Below are 15,296 nucleotides of genomic sequence, written 5' to 3' on the forward strand. Positions count from 1 at the left end.
AAGGCGACGCGCGCTTTGAGATCGGCATTCTCTTCGTCGAGCGAGAGAATGATCCGGGTTAATTGCGCAGCATCCTGAGGCAAGGGGGTGGGTCGGAGCGGCATGGACGACCCTACCACACAAGCCTGAATCTGCAAGCAAAACCAATAGGATCAGCCTGCTTTCGTCGGTCGCTTTACCGCGTTTCGTTTGACCCGCGTCCAGTCGATACCGGCCAACAAAAGCGAGAACTCCTGGCTACTCATCTGCATCGCGCCATCGCGGATCGGTGGCCAAACGAACTTGCCCGCCTCCAGCCATTTCGTCACCAGGATCATGCCTGATCCGTCCCAGTAAATGCAGCGAAGTCGATCGAGACGCTTGGCCCGGAACACGAACACGTCGCCACAATAGGGATCGGCCGCAAGCGCTGATGCCACCAAAGCCACCAGGCCATTCATGCCGCGCCGGAAGTCGACAGGCTGCGTCGCCACCATGATCTTCACGGCATTCGGCGAAACTCCGATCACCGGCGTCCTCGCAACGCCGCCACCATCGCCTGCGCCAACTCGGGCGCCACCGAGCCGATCACGGTCATGCGCGCCCCGGCAATCTCGATCTCAATTCGACCGGAAGCGACGGAAGCGATATCCGACGACGCGCTCTGGTGAAGCGTTCGTTCTCCAACCACTGTCACCGGCACGAACATCGCCTGCTGTGCGCAGGCTTGCTCTGATCGTCGAGAGGTCAGCCCGGCTTCGCGGCGCCAGACATTCAGCAAGCCGCGATTGACGCCCCAACGCCGGGCAACAGCCGAGATGTTCACTCCGGGTTCAGCGCTCTCCGCAAGGATCCGCGCCTTCTCCTCGTCGGTCCAATTCCGCCGCTGGCGTCGCCCGGTGATCAGCTCGATCCGCCGGTAGGCTCCATCATGCCTGGCTTCATCCATGGCTTCATGCATGACTCCAAGCATGGCACCAGCGCGATCTCCAACCATCCCGTTCCACTCCTGTCGATGACGGAGCTTATCTCGCGGTCTCAATCAGCAAAGGCAAGGTGGGCTGTTCGTAGCGCTCACCGTCGATCCCTGGACAAGCCGCCCACCGGCCCCGACTGGGCCTATGAGGTAAAGTGGGACGGGTACCAGCTGGCCGTGCACATCGAGCCTGGCCGGGTGCGGGTTCTCACGCGCGGCGGCTACGATTGGACCGATCGCTTTCCGTCGATCGCCGATGACGCGCGGCGCCTTGCCGTCATGACAGCCATCCTCGACGGGGAAGCGGTTGTTCTGAACGATCATGGCCGCTCGGATTTCGGCATGCTGCAACGGGCGCTCGGGCGCTTGCCGTCAGCAGTCGAAGCCGGTGCGATCGTCTTCTATGCCTTTGACGTTCTCTACCTCGTGGCCGCGACGTGCGCCGTCTACCGCTGCGCGAGCGTCGGCGGCTACTGGAGCCGCTCGTTGCTGGGCGGGAAGGGGCCGTCCGCCTTTCTGAGGAGGTTCAGGCTGATGGTGACGAGTTCTTTCGCGTGGCGTGCGAACACGGCCTTGAGGGCATCATCGCCAAGCACGTCGAGAAGCCCTATCGCTCAGGTCGAGGCGAGTGGTGGCAGAAGATCACCTGCAAGCGCCGGGATAGCTTCGTGATCGTCGGCTTCGAGCCGTCCACCGTCCCGGCCACCTCGGCCGACTGCTGCTGGCCGCTCGCCAGGGTGATGACATCGTCTATGTTGGCGGCTGCGGCACGGGCTGGTCGCACGATCTGTCACGCGAGCTGAGCAATGTCCTTGCATCGACCGTTACGAAAAAACCGGCAGTGAGCCTTCGGCGGAAGAATGCACCGAGCCCGTGCTCGTTGCAGAAGTTGAATATCGCGCCTGGACCGACGATGGAAGGCTGCGGCATGCGTCGTTCAAGGGGATCAGGGAGCGGGACGATGAAGTGGTGATTTATTCTCTGGAAGGTTAGCCGTCAATTACAGCTGCATCGAGTTTACGCCAAACGCTGGTTCTCGAAAGCTGCCGGTTGACTTTCGTCAAGCGCTTCGCTACCTGTGGTGGAGATAATAACCCCCAAAATTTACCAGTAATTTTTATCGGAAAGGGCGCTCAATGATCAGAAGCGTCGTTGAGATTATTGCCGCCATTTTTATCAATTCGGTTGGATTGGCGTTGGCTGCTATCGGGATTGAGTCAGTGGACTACGGTAGTCTTTTGCAATTGCTGCTCGTTATATCTGCCGCCATTGTTTTGAGCGCAATGGCCGTGTGGGCCGCTTTGCGCATTTTCGATCAAGACTATCCATATTGCCTTGGCTGATCTGCGCGCCGGTTTGTTTTCGATTCGCGCCTGGAACGAGGATGGAAAGCTGCGGCATGCGCTTTCAACGGATCAGGAATCTGGCAGATGATTTCACCGTACTTGCGCTACCATAGCGAGGCGAAAGCCGTTCCTCGACGCAGTCCTATATAAAACTATGTATATCCAGCCCCAACCTGTGGTGGCACACTCCATGCGTGTCATCGATAAGTGGGGGGGGGGAGGCGTTCATGCCCGAAATACCAAATGAAGTGCCGTCGAAGAGCGACGATGATCGGCGGGAATTTCTGAAAAGTTGTGGTCGCTTTGCGATTGTAACACCTCCGGCGGTAACAATGTTGCTTTCAACTAGCCTGACGTCAAATGCAATCGCCAAGTCTGGCGGCGGCGGAGGCGGCGGGAAAGTTAAAGGCAACAACGGCTGGGGCAATGGCCCAGATCCAACGAACCCGGGTAGCTCCCAGGGTGGTGGCGTTTCACAGGGTGGTCCGGGCGCCGGCAATTCGCAAAGCGGCACCAAGACCGGCGGAGCTCGTTAGTCCAGTCTGCTATACCGCTCCGATAAACGGCGGTCAGCGGCTTGAGCCGTCGACGGTACCTGGTGCACTCGGCCGGCTGCTGGCGGGCTCGTCTATTTTGGCAGCTGCTAGCTGCTACACTAGCTGTTTGAGGAAGAACGTGGCTTCTCAAGCCCGCGCTTGCCATCAACACTACGCCCTCGATCAGCATCCGTGATGTTGCGGCGCGCTCACTATCTGCACGGCGTTTCTGCAGTTCCTCGACCTTCTTCATTTCTGAGGTCAGGTCATCGCCTTTCGATGCGGCGATTTCGACTATCAACTTCTGGAGCATCATGAAGGTGGCTTGGACGGTGGCGCGCATTTCCGGGTCTGTCATTAGGGTCTCCTGCTGTGCGATTGCTCTTAAGCAAAAAATACAACCTGAAGTTCAGTAAAAATGCTATCATGACCGTGTCCCGTGGGCGGGAGCGGCAATGCAATTCGAGTCACCGAGTCCCGAAATAAATCCGAACTGACCTTATGGACATGCAGTTTTTCATTTCGCCCGACACCGACGCTATGATGGCTTTTGCCCATGTCGGCGCGCCCCTTATGGTCGATAGCTTCGCCGGCGGTGGTGAAGCCTCGACCGGCACCGAGATTGCGCTCGGCCACTCGCCGGAGCTCGCCATCAACCACGATCCTGATGCGCTGGCGCTGCACGCGGCAATCCATCCAGAGACACATTGACCTCTCTGAGAACGTCGATCGGTTCGATCCGCTTGATCATCTGAAGGGCAAGCACATCGGCCTCGCCTGGTTCTCTCCTGACTGCAAACACTTCCCAAGGCAAGGGGCGGCAAGCCCGTGGAGCGCAACATCCGCGTGACCTTTGCTGGGTCATTCAGGGCTCGATCGAGCGCATCCAGAAGAGCGGCGACCGCGTCGATGTCGTCATCATGGAGAACGTCGAGGAGTTTAAGGATCATGGGTTGCTTGGTCGCGACCGATCGCGGTCTGATGCCGGACCCTGAGCGCCGTGGCGAGAATTTCGAGAAATGGTGCAAGAAGCTGCGGCGGCTCGGCGGTAAGGTCGAGTTTCATGAGCTGCGCGCCTGCGACTACGACGCTCCGACGATCCGCAAGCGGCTGTCGTAATCATCCGGTTCGACGGCAAGCCGATTGTCTGACCCGAACCCACGCACGGTAAGCCTGAGGACCCGGATGTGATCTCCGGCAACAAGCTGCTATGGCGTACCGCAGCAGAATGCTTTGACTGGTCCCCGCCTTGCCCGTCGATCTTCGCAAGCTCGGCCGAGATCTGGGCGGAACACCAACTGCGCGCCGTCCGGCCGCTGGCGGACGCCGCGATGGCGCACGTGGCACGCGGCATGAAGCGCTATGTGCTCGAGGCGGAGCGACCTTTCATCGTCAATCTGACGCACGGGGACGAACCGAGGATCTCAACAAGCGTTCAACGTCATCACCCGTGGCGCATCGAGGGGAGGAGGCGGTGGTGACGCCCTATGTCGCCTCCTACTATAGCCATACTAATGGTCGCTCGGAGCGCACGTCGAACCTCGGCGAACGAATCGCGACCATCCCAACGGAGAACCGTCACGCGCTTATCGCTCCGGTGCTGACGGCGGCGCAACAGGGCGGTTCCGTTCGCCGGGTCGATGCTCCGCATCACACGTTCACCGCCAGCAACAAGGAGGGAACTCAGATATCGTGCCGAGGCTCGTGGGCTGCGGCGGACGGGCAGGGCAAAGCCGACCTCGCGGCGGTGACGAACCGACGGGAACGATCACGGCCAAGGCGGATGGCTGCGTTGCGGTCGCCTTCCTTGCGCAAAGCAACTATCTTGAGCCTGGCCATGATGCGCGCGAACCACTGTCGACAATCGTCGGCAGGGTCAGCACGCAGAGCCCAATAGTTGCTTTCATAGCCCAGCACAATGGTGATTCGCGCCCCGATGGTAGCGAGGCCGCTCGGCCCGGGCGTGATTCGGGCGAGCCATTAGCCACCATCACACAATCCGGAAGCCAGCAGAGCCTCGTCTCCGCATTTGTGGCTCGCCAATTCGGCAACTCAACCGGCCATGCGGACGACGAACCAACCGCCACCGTTATGGCGGGCGGTTACGGCAAGTCGCAGCTCGTCAGACCATACCTGCAGGCATACTACGGAACAGGCGACGGCCAGCTCGAGAGCGAGCCGATGCGGACTGTTACCACGAAGGACCGCCACGGCCATGTCGAAGCGACTATCAGTGCTCCACCGTTCACCGAAGCGCAGGCGAGCGCGCTCGGCAAGTTGCCGAATTCAATCGCGTCTCCCTTCGCAACATGCCGGTTTAAGGGCTGCGCCGGGCCTACGTGAAGCTGAAGCGCGGCGAATACGAAAACATCAACAAGGCTTTTGTCCCCCTGCCGGCGGAACTTGCGGCCATGGCCAATGCCGAGTGCCGCCTGATCCGCGAGGATCGGATTCGCAAGCAGGAAACGCTTAGGGCAATAGAGGACTCCGTCAGTCGAACGCTGCCCAGCTCTCATTGCCTCATGGACCTGCGCGTCACCCAGCGTGAGCGCGCCACCGCGCTAGCGGAGAAGGGCTTCGTCAGGGTCGCCGAAGGTGCCGACCATCTTGATTCGCACAGCTCGGCAAATCGCGTGAACTGCCGGCCGACTCCGTCCACCCATGGGCGATCGATGAGGTATGGTCTCCGGTCGCCATCCGCGTCAACCGGAGCAGGATCCGGACCAAGCTGAACGTCAGGCCCAGCCGGTATTGCCGGAGCGCGCCCACGAGCTCGCCCGCATGTTGGCGCTTCCTGATGCCAGTCAGGTCACCGCCGAGCAGATGGCTTATCGCGGCAAGGTGAAGGCGGACATCGAAGCGGCCGAGCCGGTCGACGAGGAGCGCGCGGCATGACCATCCAGCACCGCACAGTCGACATCGAGGCTGCGTCCGAGCTCTGGAAGGAAGACTTGTCAGCTTCCCAGATCGCGAAGTGCTTCGGTGTCTCGCAACGTCATCGTAGGGATCACATTTCGAAATCGCGCGTTCTTCCCTTCGAAGCCGCGAGCTCGCAACTGCCGACCGCACGAGAGCAAGAGAGCTCCGCGGAAGGACAACTGCAATGCGCGACCGCAGGCCCGATACCACAATCATCCCTCCCCACAAATATGACCTGGAGCGACTGCCGTTCGCCAAGCGCCTCTTAGAACTGAGGCCCGGCGAGTGCGTTTGGCCCATCAACGACGGCAGCCCTTTCCTGTTCTGTGCAGCCAAGACTGCGGGGAAATACTGCCAGCACCATCAATCCAGAGCATATGCAGCCCATCGCATTACGAAGAGGGAAAAATGAAGAGATCACGTTGGTATCCAATCCGAGTTGCGCCCGGATATAAGCGCATGGAGTCCATCATCGAGCGGAACTGCCGCAAGGACGGGTTCGACATCTCATGCCGTCATTCTACACCGAGTTGAGGCATCACCGGACGAAACAGATCTCCAGAAGCGGTTCCCGTTCCTGGTTGGTTATGCCTTCGTGAACCTGCCGAGGCTGAACTTCGAGGAGCTGCGCCGCGTCGACGGTGTCGTGTGTTTCCTCCGCGGTGCCAACTATGGGCCGCTCGAATTCCCCGGCGCCACGATCGAATCCCTATTTCGCCGAGCACGAGCGCCGTCAGTCCGTCTTCTACGAGCAGATACATCACCTCCGTGGTCAACTCCGGAAGATCTCGCCGAAGGGCCGGAAAGCGCGCGTTTCCATAGTCGACCAGGCGGAAAGGGGTATAGATTCTCCAAGCCCGCAGATCAAAGAGCGGGTACAAAAAATCATCAGTGAATTGAACAACCTTACTGCTGACCATCAGGTTGAAAATCTCCGCCATATCGGTTTCCTGAAGTGATCTGTGGCTGTTCAGTTTGCGGACCTCGATTAAAGGGAGCACTCGCCGGGCCTTAGGGGAGAACTCACCGCTCCACGCCTGGGCTGCATTCTGCCAATTTTCCCGGTTGGATGATCAATGATCCTGACTGTTGAACTCGAAAAGGCCGAGCATCCCGGGGTTGCACTATGCTTTGACCGCGAGGGACTGGATCTCTTGATAGCCAAGCTCGAGACTCTGCGAAATAGGCCAGACCACATGCATCTGATGACGCCATCATGGGCAGGCGACGCTCTCAATGAAGAAAAAGAAGGTGGCGAGCGATACGAGATTGTGAAAAGCTTGCGACTTGTGCGAGTTCCGTAAAGGCTGTCGCACTCGGCGCCTAGGAGAAATGCGGCCCAAAATATATTGGCCCAATTTACCTCTGCTGCGGTTAGCTCTTGGTTTTCGACGTGACCACGTAAATTGCATCTCCGACCGTGATAACGGCCTCGGCCACGTCGTCTGAAATTTCGATATTGAACTCGTCCTCAATCATCATGACGATTTGAGCGACTTCGAGAGAGTCGGCGCCGAGGTCATCCACTATGGACGCGTCGTCCACAGCATGGGCAGGGTCTACGCCCAACTGCTCGATGATTATTGCTCTTACACGACTAGCAGCGTTCGCGCTGGAGTTTTCCACCGATGTCCTCCCTTAGAGCATGATCACACTTATCCGGCTGTCACATAAGCATAGTCATCGCTTTTCTTTATTCCAATACTCTCGCACCATAGCAGGCAGGGCAACTGGTAAGCCGCGTGGCTCATAACGACGAAAGACCAGGTTCAAATCTCCGGCCTGCAACCAACACACAATGCGGCCACCACGTCTCATCTTAGAGGCGTCTGAGGAACCACTTCCGGTACATCGGGCGGCACCTCATTCTCTGGAACGAACCACAGGATACTCACCACGATAGCGATGAGAACACAGATGAGTACGAGGAAGGCAAGGCCGGCTTTGTCCATGCATTATTAGCAGTTGCGAATGTGAGCAATTCGAGGCGATGCCAATCATCACTTTCGCGTCGAGCAGCCGATAGCTCGCCAGCCTCGGTCGCAGGTCCCAATCCTGTCGCCGCAACCAATCTCACGGGAAGGGCACGGGTAGTGGACTGTTCTGACTTCTTCATCCAGGGCTCACCGGGCAGTTATTGCTCAGTATGCACCGTGAACTTCGGAGCGTCTTCGCCGGCCCCTTCTGCAAGGAACTCGAGCAGCACCGAAATTAAGAACTCCGCGGCCTCTTTGTTCACCAAAAGGTCTATGGTGCCCAGGTCGGTCTCAAGATTGAGGCGCCCAATCAATGGCTCTGACGAAATTGTCTGGAATTCACTGTCTAACAAGCGGTTTTCTTCCAGCTCTGACATTTTCCCCTCCTGGTTAGAACGACACGATGCGCAGGAGTTCTGTTGATTGGCAACCAATCTAGTTTTGCGATGACCGCAAGGACCCAACCTAGCTCGCTGTAAGCTCCCCGGACGCGAAGGGGAGGCACCGACCGCAGATCGGCACAACCAGTTTCGAGGCGATGCCTCACGAGATTGGAAAGCCCCGCAGCCGTATGGCGCTAAGCCGGGTCATAGGTTCACCGCATGGGGGCCGACTTTCCCGAGCAAGATCAGGTCGGCGGATAGTTATCCGAGAAGATCGGGGTTCGTGCCTGGTCGTCCTGTCCGGACCATAAGCAGCCCGCCGCCGTGATGGTGAGCGGGGCTTGCCTCCATGTCCAAGCCCTACCGCGTCGTAAAGCTCAACACTGGGGAGCAAGACATGGACGCGGTCCTGAACGAGTGGGCGGCCAAGGGATATTGGCTCAATCACGTGGTCCGGAACTCGACCTACGACTGGGGGCTGATTTTTTCTTCGCTCAGCTGATCGCAAAGAGCAGCCACACCAGCGTGCACGCAGAAACGATGATCATCACGACCGCCATTGCTTCAAGTGCCTTGTGCATCACTCTTCCCAGAGCATTTCCATGATTTCTTCAGGCGGCTCCTTCACCTGGAGGGTGACGGAGGCGCCGTTTTTGATCGAGCAGGTGACGAGTGTAGTGCTCCGCTGCCCTTCGACCCTTTGGAAGTGCATGACCGTGTCCATGTTGACGAAGATTGGTCCATTGTTGTCGTGCAGTTCTAGCCACATGGTTAGCGTCCTCTCGACGATTCGACCGCTCGGGTAAGTATAGCAGAGGGGTGATCGAATGAGGCGCTACCGCGTCGTCGAATAGATGCGCGGTTAGTGCAATGTCAGCATCGCGAAAAGGATGATGGCCGCAAGAACGACGAGGAGAAGGATCGTACCTTCTTTCATGGCGTTGTTACTCCTGCCCCAGCATAGAATATGGGGAATCTGCAGTTCTTCATCCATGCGACGCCTGATCAAATCTCGACTATGAGGCCTTGGTGCATCAGTTCTGTAACGTTTACAGAACTGGCATTGAGAGCCTCATCGGTATCAACATATTTGTCTGCGGTAAGGCACAAGAATACGGCCACCGCCCTGCCGCCTTCAGCATTCACGTTTGGCCGATCAATCGTCACGCCTTGATACGTGCCTTGAGGTATGGCGTGTCCGCGGATCTCGCAATCTCCGAGAGCTTCAAGGTTGATCAGGTGTTTAGCCATGCAGGCGTTTCCTCTTTTGACGGGGCTTTGACGGAAGGATGGCCAAAGCGCAACTTTCTGATGAGGTGAAAACCTACATTGTGCAAGCCTTGGCATGTTGTGACAGTCCATCTGTCGTGGCGGCGGCAGTCAAGAAGGAGTACGGCGCCGACGTCAGCCGACAGCTTGTCGAGAGCCATGACCCGAACAAGAAGGCAGGATCGGGCTTAGCGCGAAAGTGGAAGACACTCTTCGAAGAGACCCGCAAGACCTTCCTAGAGGATAGCGCCATCATCGCCATCAGTCCCCAGGCGGTCCGGCTACGCGCTCTGCAGCGCATGGCAGAGAAGGCGGAAACGGCAATGCGTTTCCCTTTGTAGATCTGCGTGGATTGCCGTTTTCCGAGAGCGCCCTCTCGGTCGATGATGAGAGAGTTGGTGATTGCTGCGTCAGAGCGCCGGATGTGTTTGCCTTCTGGAAGAAATAAACTGCTGCGGCGGCCGCCGCTAAGACAAGCGACCAGAATAACCCAGGTCTTATGGTCCCCCTCAAATGTGACACCCACTAAAATGAAACACGAGCGAGAGTGGAAGTCGAGGACGGTCTGCGCTATCTATGATTTCCTCGTGCTGCCTTAATCGCTTCGAAGACGGGAACCATCGCAACCCGCCAAGGCAATCAGCCGACCAGCGTTCACGCCGTTTAAACGAGGGACTTCTGGAATGGGTATAATCTGGACCATCATCATCGGTTTTATCGCGGGTATCGTGGCCAAGCTCATCGTGCCCGGCGAAAACGAGCCAAAGGGCTTCATTCTAACGACGATCCTGGGAATCGTAGGGGCCTTTGTCGCCTCCTATCTGGGGCAGGCATTGGGGTGGTACAACGCCAACGAGGGTGCCGGCTTCATCGGCGCTATTGTAGGAGCTGTGATCGTCTTGCTCGTATGGGGCGCCGTCGCCCGGCGTGCCTAGGACTTCACTAAGCAGAAAGGAACCGACAATGGCTTCGTCTCGCAACACCATGCCGTCGCTAGCGGCTCTATTGGGTCTGCTCGCGGTCGCTGGTTACCAGAACCGCGATAAGCTCGGACAGATCTTTCAGGATGCAAAGGGGGGCGCCCAGAACAGCGGCGGAATTCTCGGCGAACTCGGCAAGATGTTTGGCGGCTCCGAGGAAGGCTCGCTCAGCAAGGGCGTGGGAGAACTTGTCGATGCATTCAAGAACGGCGGACACCGGGAGGCGGCAGACTCCTGGGTAAGCGCCGAAGAGCGATCTCAGGGCATTTCGCCCGAGCAGGTCGAATCTTCGATCGGCAAGGATACCCTCCAGGATCTGGCCGCAAAGACCGGCCTGGACTACAACGAACTGCTGAAGCGCCTTTCGACATCGATCCCGGACGCGGTGGACACGATGACCCCGAACGGCCAGTTGCCTGAGACCGATGAGGAAGTCCTTGGCCGATCCCGCGGCCCCACTCTGGGCTAGAGGTTGGTTGACGGACCGGTTGCGCTGTTCCGGAGGCCCTAATTGTTCAGGCTCGATCCGCGATCCGTGCCGCAGTCAAGGCGACACCGTCGGCTATGCGGCTGCGGGCGATCGACGAGTAACCCATGCGGAAGAAGCGGCACGGACCGTCGTCCTTGGGGAAGAACGGCGATCCGGATTCTATAAGCACCCCTTCCAACCGCAACGCGTTCATCAGCAGATCCGCATCGAGGTCATCCGGCCCTTCGATCCAGAAGGAGGTGCCGCCGAAAGCCGCCGACCCGGCGATCCGCAAACCGGCATCCCGAAGTGCTGCCGCCATGATGATGTGCCGGCGATGATATTCCTCGCGCATGCGGTGCAGCACGGCATCATAGTGGCCGAGTGCCAGGAAATAGGCGGCCGTTCTCTGGAGGTGCCCCGGCGGATGGCGTAGCATCAGCGCGCGAAGCGCCCGCGCCTCCCGGATCACGGCGGCCGGCGCCACCAAATAACCGAGCCGCAGACCGGGAAACAGCGACTTGGAAAAACTGCCGATATAGAAGACGCGTCCGCTGCGGTCGAAGGCCTTGAGAGCCGGGGATGGGGGCGCCAGAAAGCTCATCTCGAACTCATAATCGTCTTCGACGATTATGAAGTCCTTCGAGGCAGCGGCTTCGAGCAATGCAGCACGCCGGTCGAGCGGCATCGTCGCCCCGGTAGGAGAATGATGGCTGGGCGTAACGAATACCGCATCGACCTTATCGGGAAGAGCGGTGGGCGGCAGGCCTTCCTTGTCGACATCGATGACGGTGACTTCGGCGCCGCTCAAGCGGAGCGAGGCGCTCATGTCGGGATGACATGGATTCTCGCAGACCGCGTGTGAGCCCTGGCGCAACAGCAGTTGGATGACGATCCACAGGGCGTTTTGCGCGCCGACGGTCACGAGGATCTCGTCGGGGCTCGCACGAATGCCGCGCCCCGGCAATGTACGCGAGCAGATATAGTTGACCAGTTGGACGTCATCCGATGCCGCGAAATCGCCCGCCATCAGTTCGAAATCCTCTCGCCCGAGCGCCCGGCGCGCGCAGTCGCGCCATGCGGTGAGGTCGAACAGCGATGGATCCATCTGGCCGTAGAGGAACGGGTAGGGATAGGCGCGCCAGTCGAGGGGTTTGCGCATCTGCTTGGCCACGATGAAGGTCGAGCACAACTTGGCCGACCAGTCGATCGTATCGGCTTCAGTGTGCGCGGCCCCTATTGCAATGCCTGTCGTCGGTGGCTTGCCGGCGACACGGTAGCCGCTGCGCTTCTCCGCCTCGATATAGCCTTGCGAGGCGAGCTCCTGATAGGCGAGCGTCACGGTGATCCGCGAAATGTTCAGATAGGCCGCAAGCTTGCGACTGGAAGGGAGCCGGGCACCCGCTGCCAGGCGGCCGGACAATACCGCGGACACGATGGTTTCCCGGATCTGCGCCTGCAAGCCCGCATGGCCCGTTCGGTCCAGAAAGAAGATCGTTTCGGATACCGTCGAGCCCACCATTCACATCACCCATGGCCTCCTCCAAACTGGACTCATCTAACTTCTTATCTGGATATAAGGCAATCCGAGAGGCAGGCATATTTCTACTCCTCAAGCAAAGACCGTCATCACAGTGCGGCCCGACCCCGCAATAAGCGGGGCGACAGAACCAAGAGGGAAACGAAATGATTCACTACAGGAATTTCAAGCTTGTATCCGGAGCCCTTGCGATAGCGACCGGGCTGTTAGCCGGCTTTGCGGCCCGGGCGGAAACCAGTGTCGTCGTCGGCTACCAGCAGATCGTCGGCCCGTTCATTTCGGCAATCGCGGATGGCCGCTTCGATGCCGCAGCCAAGGAGGCCGGCTACTCGATCGATTGGCGCCAGTTCAGCTCGGGAGGCGACATTTCGACGGCGCTTGCATCGGGTAATGTGCCGATCGGCGTTATCGGTTCGACCGGTACGACAGCCGCCGCGACCCGCGGCGTCGAGCTCGAACTTTTCTGGATTCTCGACAATATCGGCAAATCGGAAGCGCTTGTCGCACGCGAGGGATCCGGCATCGCAAAGCCGGAAGATCTGAAAGGAAAGAATGTCGGCGTTCCCTTCGTGTCGACCTCTCACTTCCATCTGCTGGTCGGCCTGGGAGAGGTCTGGAAAATCGATCCGCGGGAAGTGAACATCCTCAACATGAAGCCGCCGCAGATCGTCGCCGCCTGGCAGCGCGGCGATATCGACGCCGCCTATGTCTGGCCGCCGGCCCTTTCGGAGCTCCTGAAAACGGGTAAGGTGATCTCGGATTCCGAGGCGATCGGCGCGGCGAGCGTGCCCACCTTCGACGGCCTCGTGGTCGATAAGAAATGGGCCGAGGAAAATCCGGATTTCATGGCGGCCTTCACCAGGGTGCTCGCCGAGTCCTATGCCGATTACAAGGCCAATGGAAGCGGCTGGACGGCGGACTCGCCGGAGGTGCAGGGCATGGTCAAGTTGATCGGCGGCGACGCCGAGGGTATCGTCCAGGCCCTCAACCTTCTATCCTTTCCGACCACCGAGGAACAGGTCTCCGACAGGTGGCTTGGCGGCGGTGCCGTCCGGGCACTGGAGGCGAGCGCCAGGTTTCTGGTCGAGCAGAAGCAGATCGACAATGCGCTCGACGATTACGCGCCCTTCGTCAACAGCGCCTACGCGAAAGAAGTCTCCAAGTAGCGGAAGCGCGCTCCCGGCTGCTGCGCGCTGTGCGTGTCCGGGAGCATCGCTGCTGCCCTCGATACAGCACTTTCCAGGAAGGCCCGCGACATGGAAACGCTCAACGTCAGCAATGTCAATCTGACTTATCCTGGTCTTTATTCGGACCAGGCGGTCATCGCGCTCAAGGGCGTGAATCTCGAGATCAAGAGCGGCGACTTCGTCGTCGCGCTCGGTGCATCGGGCTGCGGCAAGACCACGCTCCTCAACCTGATGGCAGGTTTCATGGCACCGAGCGCCGGGGAGATCACGCTCGGTGAGCGCCGCATCACCGGTCCCGGCGCCGACCGAGGCGTTGTTTTCCAAAAGCACGCGCTGCTCCCCTGGCTCAATGTCATCGACAATACCGAGTTCGGGCTCAAGCTGAGGGGTGTCGACAAGGCAACAAGGCGGGAGGTGGCGACGCGAAACCTCGCGCTCGTCGGGCTGCAGGATTTCCACCGGCACATGATCTACCACCTTTCCGGCGGCATGCAGCAGCGCGTCGGCATCGCCCGCGCGCTCACCTGCGATCCGGCGATGCTGCTCATGGACGAACCCATGGCGGCCCTCGATGCCTTGACGCGGGAGACCATCCAGGAACTGCTGCTGAAGGTCTGGCAGCTCACCAACAAGATGTTCTTCTTCATTACCCACAGCGTCGAGGAGGCGCTGTTCCTCGGCTCCAGGCTGATCGTGATGTCGCCCCGACCGGGCCGCATCACCCATACCTACGAGCTCGATTTCAACAAACGCTTCCTGGAGAACGGCAATGCACGCGCAATCAAATCCAGCCGCGACTTCATCGACATGCGCGAACAAATCCTCGGCATCATCTACGGGGACGAGCGCCAGTCCGGTAACCCGGAGCTCCTCCATGCTTGAGGGCGTCGTCAAGAGCAAACCCGTTCGGCCGGGACGAATCTACGGCGCACCTGGCGATGGGATGAGCGGCCATATCAGCCTTTTGACTGCGCTGGTGCTGATCGCGTTCTGGCTGCTCGTGACCGAGATGGGCTGGATCAAGCCGCTGTTCCTGCCGTCGCCGCTCGCTGTCTGGGACAAGTTCGTCATCGCATTGACGGAAGGGGTCTCCAACTCCACCTTGGCGCAGCACACGCTGGCGAGCCTCGGCCGGGTGTTCGGAGCCTTTCTGCTTGCGCTCGTCACGGCAGTCCCGGTGGGCATTCTCATGGGCGTCAATCGGGTGGTGCGGGGGCTTTTCGACCCCATCATCGAATTCTACCGCCCGCTGCCGCCGCTCGCTTATCTGCCGCTGATCATCATCTGGCTCGGCATCGGCGAATTTCCGAAAGTTTTCCTGATCTATCTGGCGATCTTTGCGCCGATGGCGATCGCCGCCAGAGCCGGTGTGCGCTCGGTCTCGACGGAACAGATTCATGCCGCCTATGCCATGGGCGCGACTCGGGCACAGGTGATCGGGCATGTGATCATGAAGGCTGCGTTGCCGGAGATATTCACCGGTATGCGCATCGGGATCGGCGTCGGCTGGACCACGCTGGTCGCGGCCGAAATGGTGGCCGCCCATCGTGGACTCGGCTTCATGGTGCTGAATGCAGCCGAATATCTCGCCAGCGATACGGTCATCATGGGGATCGTCGTCATCGGCGTGTTCGCCTTCGCCTTCGACCTCATGATCCGCTACCTCGAAAAGACGCTCATTCCCTGGAAGGGCAAAGTGTGATGGCCGCCGATCGGCAGTAGTCGGCGCCGCCCCG

The 15,296-nt window shown here is 59.4% G+C and carries 19 protein-coding genes and 4 pseudogenes; 14 read left to right on the forward strand and 9 right to left on the reverse strand.

The window, feature by feature from the left end; all coding sequences use genetic code 11:
- Nucleotides 1-152: 152 nt before the first annotated feature.
- Complete coding sequence (gene tnpB / locus FB009_RS29555) at nucleotides 153-509, reverse strand: IS66 family insertion sequence element accessory protein TnpB (RefSeq protein ID WP_011970376.1); 357 nt, start codon at nucleotides 507-509, stop codon at nucleotides 153-155.
- Nucleotides 506-976 carry an IS66-like element accessory protein TnpA gene (tnpA, locus tag FB009_RS29560; RefSeq protein WP_011970377.1) on the reverse strand — a complete coding sequence of 157 codons (471 nt, stop codon included), beginning with the start codon at nucleotides 974-976 and terminating at the stop codon, nucleotides 506-508. The genes tnpB and tnpA overlap by 4 nt, the downstream gene beginning before the upstream one ends.
- Nucleotides 977-1,066: 90 nt before the next feature.
- Between tnpA and ligD the strand changes: the two are divergent.
- From ligD to nusG, 7 genes and pseudogenes are all read left to right on the forward strand, one after another.
- A pseudogene (gene ligD, locus FB009_RS33455) lies at nucleotides 1,067-1,948 on the forward strand (non-homologous end-joining DNA ligase); the annotation flags it as partial.
- A gap of 143 nt (nucleotides 1,949-2,091) precedes the next feature.
- Complete coding sequence (locus FB009_RS29575) at nucleotides 2,092-2,298, forward strand: hypothetical protein (protein WP_018009294.1); 207 nt, start codon at nucleotides 2,092-2,094, stop codon at nucleotides 2,296-2,298.
- A 230-nt stretch (nucleotides 2,299-2,528) separates the two neighbouring features.
- Nucleotides 2,529-2,837: a hypothetical protein gene (locus FB009_RS29580; protein WP_018009295.1), complete on the forward strand. Its 309-nt coding sequence runs from the start codon at nucleotides 2,529-2,531 to the stop codon at nucleotides 2,835-2,837.
- 507 nt (nucleotides 2,838-3,344) lie between these two features.
- A pseudogene (locus FB009_RS33460) lies at nucleotides 3,345-5,131 on the forward strand (DNA cytosine methyltransferase); the annotation flags it as partial.
- Nucleotides 5,129-5,732, forward strand: a pseudogene (locus FB009_RS33830) (hypothetical protein); the annotation flags it as partial. The pseudogenes FB009_RS33460 and FB009_RS33830, both read left to right, overlap by 3 nt.
- 124 nt (nucleotides 5,733-5,856) lie before the next feature.
- Nucleotides 5,857-6,168, forward strand: a complete 312-nt coding sequence (locus tag FB009_RS29620; RefSeq protein ID WP_234705506.1) for a GcrA family cell cycle regulator — start codon at nucleotides 5,857-5,859, stop codon at nucleotides 6,166-6,168.
- A pseudogene (gene nusG, locus FB009_RS33465) lies at nucleotides 6,165-6,715 on the forward strand (transcription termination/antitermination protein NusG). The gene FB009_RS29620 and the pseudogene nusG overlap by 4 nt, the downstream one beginning before the upstream one ends.
- 415 nt (nucleotides 6,716-7,130) lie before the next feature.
- Here nusG and acpP read toward each other — a convergent pair.
- From acpP to FB009_RS29650, 3 genes are all read right to left on the reverse strand, one after another.
- Nucleotides 7,131-7,382: an acyl carrier protein gene (gene acpP / locus FB009_RS29640; protein ID WP_012061767.1), complete on the reverse strand. Its 252-nt coding sequence runs from the start codon at nucleotides 7,380-7,382 to the stop codon at nucleotides 7,131-7,133.
- A gap of 188 nt (nucleotides 7,383-7,570) precedes the next feature.
- Nucleotides 7,571-7,708 carry an exopeptide gene (locus FB009_RS33835; RefSeq protein ID WP_081664934.1) on the reverse strand — a complete coding sequence of 46 codons (138 nt, stop codon included), beginning with the start codon at nucleotides 7,706-7,708 and terminating at the stop codon, nucleotides 7,571-7,573.
- 182 nt (nucleotides 7,709-7,890) lie between these two features.
- On the reverse strand, nucleotides 7,891-8,109 hold the full coding sequence (locus FB009_RS29650) for a hypothetical protein (RefSeq protein ID WP_012061769.1): 219 nt from the start codon (nucleotides 8,107-8,109) through the stop codon (nucleotides 7,891-7,893).
- A 355-nt stretch (nucleotides 8,110-8,464) separates the two neighbouring features.
- On the opposite strand from FB009_RS29650, the gene FB009_RS32920 reads away from it, so the two are divergent.
- A complete protein-coding gene (locus FB009_RS32920) occupies nucleotides 8,465-8,617 on the forward strand; it encodes a hypothetical protein (RefSeq protein ID WP_164497631.1) in 153 nt (50 codons plus the stop codon).
- 78 nt (nucleotides 8,618-8,695) lie between these two features.
- Here the strand turns inward: FB009_RS32920 and FB009_RS29660 are convergent, their stop codons facing one another.
- From FB009_RS29660 to FB009_RS32925, 3 genes are all read right to left on the reverse strand, one after another.
- On the reverse strand, nucleotides 8,696-8,884 hold the full coding sequence (locus FB009_RS29660; protein ID WP_018010967.1) for a hypothetical protein: 189 nt from the start codon (nucleotides 8,882-8,884) through the stop codon (nucleotides 8,696-8,698).
- A 93-nt stretch (nucleotides 8,885-8,977) separates the two neighbouring features.
- A complete protein-coding gene (locus tag FB009_RS33725; protein ID WP_018010968.1) occupies nucleotides 8,978-9,109 on the reverse strand; it encodes a hypothetical protein in 132 nt (43 codons plus the stop codon).
- Between the two features lie 11 nt (nucleotides 9,110-9,120).
- Nucleotides 9,121-9,366, reverse strand: coding sequence for a hypothetical protein (locus FB009_RS32925; RefSeq protein WP_024312271.1), 246 nt, complete (start codon nucleotides 9,364-9,366; stop codon nucleotides 9,121-9,123).
- 38 nt (nucleotides 9,367-9,404) lie between these two features.
- On the opposite strand from FB009_RS32925, the gene FB009_RS29670 reads away from it, so the two are divergent.
- The 3 genes from FB009_RS29670 to FB009_RS29685 all read left to right on the forward strand — a co-directional run bounded on the left by FB009_RS29670 (nucleotide 9,405) and on the right by FB009_RS29685 (nucleotide 10,833).
- Entirely contained in the window at nucleotides 9,405-9,725 is a 321-nt protein-coding gene (locus FB009_RS29670; RefSeq protein WP_018010970.1) for a DUF2280 domain-containing protein, read from the forward strand.
- Between the two features lie 342 nt (nucleotides 9,726-10,067).
- Nucleotides 10,068-10,319, forward strand: coding sequence for a GlsB/YeaQ/YmgE family stress response membrane protein (locus FB009_RS29680; protein ID WP_012061772.1), 252 nt, complete (start codon nucleotides 10,068-10,070; stop codon nucleotides 10,317-10,319).
- Nucleotides 10,320-10,347: 28 nt separating this feature from the next.
- Complete coding sequence (locus FB009_RS29685; protein WP_012061773.1) at nucleotides 10,348-10,833, forward strand: YidB family protein; 486 nt, start codon at nucleotides 10,348-10,350, stop codon at nucleotides 10,831-10,833.
- A gap of 46 nt (nucleotides 10,834-10,879) precedes the next feature.
- Here FB009_RS29685 and pdxR read toward each other — a convergent pair whose 3' ends face one another.
- Nucleotides 10,880-12,355: a MocR-like pyridoxine biosynthesis transcription factor PdxR gene (gene pdxR, locus FB009_RS29690; RefSeq protein WP_012061774.1), complete on the reverse strand. Its 1,476-nt coding sequence runs from the start codon at nucleotides 12,353-12,355 to the stop codon at nucleotides 10,880-10,882.
- Between the two features lie 164 nt (nucleotides 12,356-12,519).
- Here pdxR and tauA point away from each other — a divergent pair, with 164 nt between their 5' ends.
- The 3 genes from tauA to FB009_RS29705 all read left to right on the forward strand — a co-directional run bounded on the left by tauA (nucleotide 12,520) and on the right by FB009_RS29705 (nucleotide 15,262).
- Nucleotides 12,520-13,539: a taurine ABC transporter substrate-binding protein gene (tauA, locus tag FB009_RS29695; protein WP_024312273.1), complete on the forward strand. Its 1,020-nt coding sequence runs from the start codon at nucleotides 12,520-12,522 to the stop codon at nucleotides 13,537-13,539.
- A 90-nt stretch (nucleotides 13,540-13,629) separates the two neighbouring features.
- On the forward strand, nucleotides 13,630-14,442 hold the full coding sequence (locus FB009_RS29700; RefSeq protein ID WP_024312274.1) for a taurine ABC transporter ATP-binding protein: 813 nt from the start codon (nucleotides 13,630-13,632) through the stop codon (nucleotides 14,440-14,442).
- On the forward strand, nucleotides 14,435-15,262 hold the full coding sequence (locus tag FB009_RS29705; RefSeq protein ID WP_012061777.1) for an ABC transporter permease subunit: 828 nt from the start codon (nucleotides 14,435-14,437) through the stop codon (nucleotides 15,260-15,262). Before FB009_RS29700 ends, FB009_RS29705 begins: the two co-directional genes overlap by 8 nt.
- Nucleotides 15,263-15,296: the final 34 nt, after the last annotated feature.

Source organism: Sinorhizobium medicae, assembly GCF_007827695.1.
Classification (GTDB): Bacteria; Pseudomonadota; Alphaproteobacteria; order Rhizobiales; family Rhizobiaceae; genus Sinorhizobium; species Sinorhizobium medicae.

Bases quoted from the DNA above. Each gene is read 5' to 3' on its own strand.
- tnpA (WP_011970377.1), bottom strand. From the start codon at position 976: ATGGTTGGAGATCGCGCTGGTGCCATGCTTGGAGTCATGCATGAAGCC.
- FB009_RS29575 (WP_018009294.1), top strand. From the start codon at position 2,092: ATGATCAGAAGCGTCGTTGAGATTATTGCCGCCATTTTTATCAATTCG.
- FB009_RS29580 (WP_018009295.1), top strand. From the start codon at position 2,529: ATGCCCGAAATACCAAATGAAGTGCCGTCGAAGAGCGACGATGATCGG.
- FB009_RS33835 (WP_081664934.1), bottom strand. From the start codon at position 7,708: ATGGACAAAGCCGGCCTTGCCTTCCTCGTACTCATCTGTGTTCTCATC.
- FB009_RS29650 (WP_012061769.1), bottom strand. From the start codon at position 8,109: ATGTCAGAGCTGGAAGAAAACCGCTTGTTAGACAGTGAATTCCAGACA.
- FB009_RS32920 (WP_164497631.1), top strand. From the start codon at position 8,465: ATGTCCAAGCCCTACCGCGTCGTAAAGCTCAACACTGGGGAGCAAGAC.
- FB009_RS29660 (WP_018010967.1), bottom strand. From the start codon at position 8,884: ATGTGGCTAGAACTGCACGACAACAATGGACCAATCTTCGTCAACATG.
- FB009_RS33725 (WP_018010968.1), bottom strand. From the start codon at position 9,109: ATGGATGAAGAACTGCAGATTCCCCATATTCTATGCTGGGGCAGGAGT.
- FB009_RS32925 (WP_024312271.1), bottom strand. From the start codon at position 9,366: ATGGCTAAACACCTGATCAACCTTGAAGCTCTCGGAGATTGCGAGATC.
- FB009_RS29670 (WP_018010970.1), top strand. From the start codon at position 9,405: ATGGCCAAAGCGCAACTTTCTGATGAGGTGAAAACCTACATTGTGCAA.
- FB009_RS29680 (WP_012061772.1), top strand. From the start codon at position 10,068: ATGGGTATAATCTGGACCATCATCATCGGTTTTATCGCGGGTATCGTG.
- FB009_RS29685 (WP_012061773.1), top strand. From the start codon at position 10,348: ATGGCTTCGTCTCGCAACACCATGCCGTCGCTAGCGGCTCTATTGGGT.
- pdxR (WP_012061774.1), bottom strand. From the start codon at position 12,355: ATGGTGGGCTCGACGGTATCCGAAACGATCTTCTTTCTGGACCGAACG.
- tauA (WP_024312273.1), top strand. From the start codon at position 12,520: ATGATTCACTACAGGAATTTCAAGCTTGTATCCGGAGCCCTTGCGATA.
- FB009_RS29700 (WP_024312274.1), top strand. From the start codon at position 13,630: ATGGAAACGCTCAACGTCAGCAATGTCAATCTGACTTATCCTGGTCTT.
- FB009_RS29705 (WP_012061777.1), top strand. From the start codon at position 14,435: ATGCTTGAGGGCGTCGTCAAGAGCAAACCCGTTCGGCCGGGACGAATC.